At 67.4% G+C, this 4,279-nt stretch carries 3 protein-coding genes and 1 tRNA gene; 2 read left to right on the top strand and 2 right to left on the bottom strand.

Going from position 1 to position 4,279, the window contains the following annotated elements; genetic code table 11:
* Nucleotides 1-3: 3 nt before the first annotated feature.
* Nucleotides 4-76, bottom strand: a tRNA-Met gene (locus QZV81_RS04760).
* A 105-nt stretch (nt 77-181) separates the two neighbouring features.
* Nucleotides 182-580 (bottom strand): YccF domain-containing protein, encoded by a 399-nt coding sequence (locus QZV81_RS04755; protein WP_292833322.1) that lies wholly within the window; start codon nt 578-580, stop codon nt 182-184.
* A 58-nt stretch (nt 581-638) separates the two neighbouring features.
* Between QZV81_RS04755 and QZV81_RS04750 the strand changes: the two genes are divergently transcribed.
* Both QZV81_RS04750 and QZV81_RS04745 read left to right on the top strand, forming a co-directional pair.
* Nucleotides 639-3,080, top strand: a complete 2,442-nt coding sequence (locus QZV81_RS04750; RefSeq protein ID WP_292833319.1) for a UvrD-helicase domain-containing protein — start codon at nt 639-641, stop codon at nt 3,078-3,080.
* Nucleotides 3,081-3,110: 30 nt separating this feature from the next.
* Entirely contained in the window at nt 3,111-4,142 is a 1,032-nt protein-coding gene (locus QZV81_RS04745; protein WP_292833316.1) for an SseB family protein, read from the top strand.
* Nucleotides 4,143-4,279: the final 137 nt, after the last annotated feature.

Genomic DNA, 4,279 nt, shown 5'->3' with positions numbered 1-4,279 from the left:
TCGACGCGACGGCGGGAGTCGAACCCGCAACGCGACCGGGTATGAACCGGTGCCCGGGGCCGCCCGGATCGCCGCGATGCCCCGGTGACCGGGAACGTCTCCACGGTAACCCAGAGGGGCGTCGCCGTCGAGGGTTGTGTCCTGCGGTTGCGAGATGTGTCGGCGTATGGCGGCGCGTGCGTCAGAGCGTGCGGTCGAAGGCACCCTGGCGCGTGGCGACGATGTCTTTGCCGAGCGGCATGAGTGAGATCGGGATCATCTTGAAGTCGGCGATCGCCATCGGAATGCCGATGATCGTGAGGCACAGCGCGATGCCGCTCGCCAGGTGCGTGAGGGCCAGCCACCACCCGGCGAAGATCACCCAGATGATGTTGCCGAGGAAAGAGGCGACTCCGGCCGTGGGTTTGCTCACGATCGTGCGACCGAAAGGCCAGATGACGTACCCTGCGGTGCGGAACGACGCGATCGCCCACGGGATCGTGATGATCGGGATGCACAGCAGCACGCCCGCCAGGGCGTAGCCGAGGAAGAGCCAGAACCCCGCGAAGACGAGCCAGACGATGTTGAGCAGTGTGCGCATTGTCCTATTCTCTTCTCGCTGAGTCGATGTCGGGTCGCCGACTTAGAATCGAGGGGCCATGCCTGACCCCATCACACCCGTCATCGTCGGAGCCCCCGCACTCGGCGGGGGCCGACCCGACGAGGACCTGCTCACCGGGCTCAATGCCCCGCAGCGCGAGGCGGTGACCTACCGCGGCGCGGCTCTCTTGATCGTCGCCGGCGCCGGCTCCGGCAAGACCAGCGTCCTCACGCGCCGTATCGCGTCGCTGCTGCGCACGCGCGAGGCCTGGCCCAGTCAGATTCTCGCGATCACCTTCACCAACAAGGCCGCGGGCGAGATGCGCGAGCGCGTGCAGCACCTCGTCGGCGACACGGCACAGGGTATGTGGATCTCGACGTTCCACTCCGCATGCGTGCGGATCCTGCGTCGCGAGGCCGAGCAGTTCGGGTTCACGAAGAGCTTCACGATCTACGACTCCGGCGACTCGCGCGCGCTCATCAAGCGGCTCGTGAAAGAGCATGGGGCGGATGCGTTCGGGCTGACCCCGGCATCCGTCCAGTCGCGCATCTCGAAGCTCAAGAACGAACTCGCCGACGCCGAATCGTACGGGCGCTCCGCGAATCTGTCCGATCCCGCCGAGCGGCTGTTCGTTGAGATCTTCGGCGACTATCAGCGAGCACTGCAGAAGGCCAACGCGTTCGACTTCGACGACCTGATCGCCCAGACGGTGTACCTCTTCCGCGCTTTCCCACACATCGCGGACGTCTACCGCCGGCGCTTCCGGCACATCCTGGTCGATGAATACCAGGACACCAATCACGCGCAGTATGCGCTGATCCATGAGCTCACTCGTCCGGTCGCCGGCGCCGCATCGGAGCGCGTCGAGGGCGGTGGGATGATGATCTTCGATGCGCCGTCGTCCGACGCATCCGCGGGCGGCGGGTCGTCGCTGACCGTCGTCGGCGATTCCGATCAATCGATCTACGCGTTCCGCGGCGCCGACATCCGGAACATCTCGGAGTTCGAGCGCGACTACCCCGGTGCGAAGGTCGTGCTGCTCGAGCAGAACTACCGGTCGACCCAGAACATCTTGAGCGCGGCGAACGCCGTCATCGGCAACAACTTCGATCGCAAGGACAAGAAGCTGTGGACCGACGTCGGCGCGGGCGAGAAGATCATCGGCTTCACCGGCTACTCGCAGCACGACGAGGCGCAGTTCGTCGCCGACGAGGTCGATGCGCTGCACCGGGGTGGCATGGACTACGCGCAGATGGCGGTCTTCTACCGGACCAACTCGCAGTCGAGGGCTCTGGAGGAGATCTTCATCCGCTCGGCCGTGCCCTACAAGATCATGGGCGGGACGAAGTTCTACGATCGGGCCGAGATCAAGGATGCCCTCGCCTACCTCGTCGCTGTCGCCAACCCCGCCGACGAGCTGGCGGTACGCCGCATCCTGAACAAGCCGCGGCGCGGGATCGGCGATGTGACCGAGACCGCGATCGCCCGCTATGCGGCCGAGGAGGGCATCACTTTTCGCGATGCCCTGGCGAACGGGTCGGCCCTCGGCGTCGGGCCGAAGATCCAGCAGGCCGTCGCGCAGCTTGACGCCGTGCTGGTCGAGGCCGCCGCGATCATGCTTCCGGTATCCGGTGAGATCGCGCCGCCTACGGCGGTGACCGACGGGCTCACCGTGCTCCTCGGCAAGAGCGGTTACCTCGACGCACTGCGAATGTCGAAGGATCCGCAGGACGAAGCCCGTGTCGAAAACCTCGACGAGCTCGTGGCCGTGACGCGCGAGTTCGCGCGCAACAACCCCGAGGGCACGCTCCTGGACTTCCTGACGGAAGTCGCTCTGGTCTCGGATGCCGATGACCTCGACGACGCGACCGGCTCGGTCTCGCTGATGACGCTGCACACGGCGAAGGGTCTCGAGTATGACGCTGTGTTCGTCACGGGTGTCGAGGAGGACCTCATCCCGCACCGGATCTCCGCCGGCGAACCCGGCGGTCCCCAGGAGGAGCGGCGCCTGTTCTACGTCGGCATCACCCGCGCCCGCAAGCGTCTGCACGTCTCGCTCGCGATGACGCGCGCGCAGTTCGGCGAGGTCACCGTGGCGATGCCGAGCCGCTTCCTGCAGGAGATCCCAGCCGAGCTGATCGACTGGCGTCAGTCGCCCGGCGATGTCAACTCGCGGGGCGGCGCGCAGTCGCGGGCGCTCAATGCCCGGCGGCCCGGGGCCGGATCGGGTAAGCGCTACGGCGATGAGCTCGTGCCGTTGCCGCGCCGTGATCGCCCGGCGAGCGACCTGACGAAGTTCGCGAACCGCATTCCCGCCAAGGTGCGCGACAACAGCGAACTCGAGCTTGCGGCGGGCGACCGCATCCGGCACGAGGACTTCGGCGAGGGTCGCGTCGATATGGTCACCGGTGAGGGGGCGAAGCGCATCGCCCACGTTCGCTTCGATTCGGCCGGTGCCAAGAAACTGCTCATCAAGATCGCGCCGATCACCAAGCTCTGATCCGCCGCGGTCGCCGGTTAGGCTCGCACAATGGCACTGTTCAACCGCCGCCCGAGGAGGGAGTCCGCCGCTCCCGGTCACATCGCTTCGGAGTCGTCAGCCGCCGTTCGCGAGCCGGTGCTGTCGGGTGAGGCGTTGCCGGGTGAGGTTCGGCCGAGTGAGGTGCGGCCGGACGCAGTGCCGGACGAGTACGTCCCCGAGGTCGGGATCTCGGTCTCGACATTCGGTCGGACGCCCACGAGACCGCCTCGAGCCGTCGCCGAAACACCGTTATCGAGCGAGGTGGTTCCCGGGCTCGTCGACAACGCTGTCCTGAAGGGTGCTCTGGATGCCCTTCCGGAGAAGCCCGAGAATCTCGACGTCATGAACGTCATGCGCCAGATGCTCCAGGGGCAGCTCTATGTGCGCGTCCGAGGCGATGCGCGGAGCCTGCTGGCAGCGGGTGAGCCGCTCACGCTCGCCGTCTCGACGATCGGCGAGAACAGATTCCTGCTCGCGTTCAGCGGGGGAGCGGCGCTCCAGGCCAGCATCCGCGCCGACGGCGACGGGGCGACTTCGGCCGTTCGTCAGCCTTCCGTCAGCATCCTGCGCAACACGCTCGCGGGGCCCTATGCGGGCCTGATTCTCGACCACGCTGTGATGGGCTCCCGAATCGTGCTGCCGACACCGCTCATCCAGAAGGCGCTCGACGAAGCCGATCCCGACCTCACGCTGAAGACCCTCCTGTCTGCACCGCGGCAGGAGGCGATGGAGTTCGAGGTCGTCGACGCTCTTACGCGCGTCCGGCTGTGGGTCGCCGGCGCCACGTCGGAGGATGGGACGCGACTCGGCCTCGCCGAGGCCCGCACCGCCGACGGTCAGCGCCGTCTTGAGGTCTTCTCGCACCCGCTCGAGGTGCTCGCGATGCGGCGCGGCGATCGGCCGCTGCCGCTCACGGCGGTGCAGCTCGGAAAGTCCCTCGCGGCGGATGCCGCTCTCAGCGGGGTCGTGATCGATCCGGGCGGTCCCTGGATCGCGCTCGATCGCGACCAGCTCGCCCCTGTGCTCGCCCTCGCCGGCTGATCCGCCGCGCGTACGACTGTTCGCCTGTCGCGTTCTGTCGCTGGGGGTGACAGTTTGGGCCCGGGGAGTGAGGGGTGGCCGGGCGTACGACTGTTCGCCTGTCGCGTTCTGTCGCTGGGGGTGACAGTTTGGGCCCG

The organism is Microbacterium sp. (assembly GCF_011620665.1).
GTDB lineage: Bacteria > Actinomycetota > Actinomycetes > Actinomycetales > Microbacteriaceae > Microbacterium.
This window is presented reverse-complemented; position numbering and strand designations above follow the sequence as displayed.

Excerpts from the sequence above, each read along its gene's own strand:
- QZV81_RS04755 (WP_292833322.1), bottom strand. The coding sequence starts at position 580 with ATGCGCACACTGCTCAACATCGTCTGGCTCGTCTTCGCGGGGTTCTGG.
- QZV81_RS04750 (WP_292833319.1), top strand. The coding sequence starts at position 639 with ATGCCTGACCCCATCACACCCGTCATCGTCGGAGCCCCCGCACTCGGC.
- QZV81_RS04745 (WP_292833316.1), top strand. The coding sequence starts at position 3,111 with ATGGCACTGTTCAACCGCCGCCCGAGGAGGGAGTCCGCCGCTCCCGGT.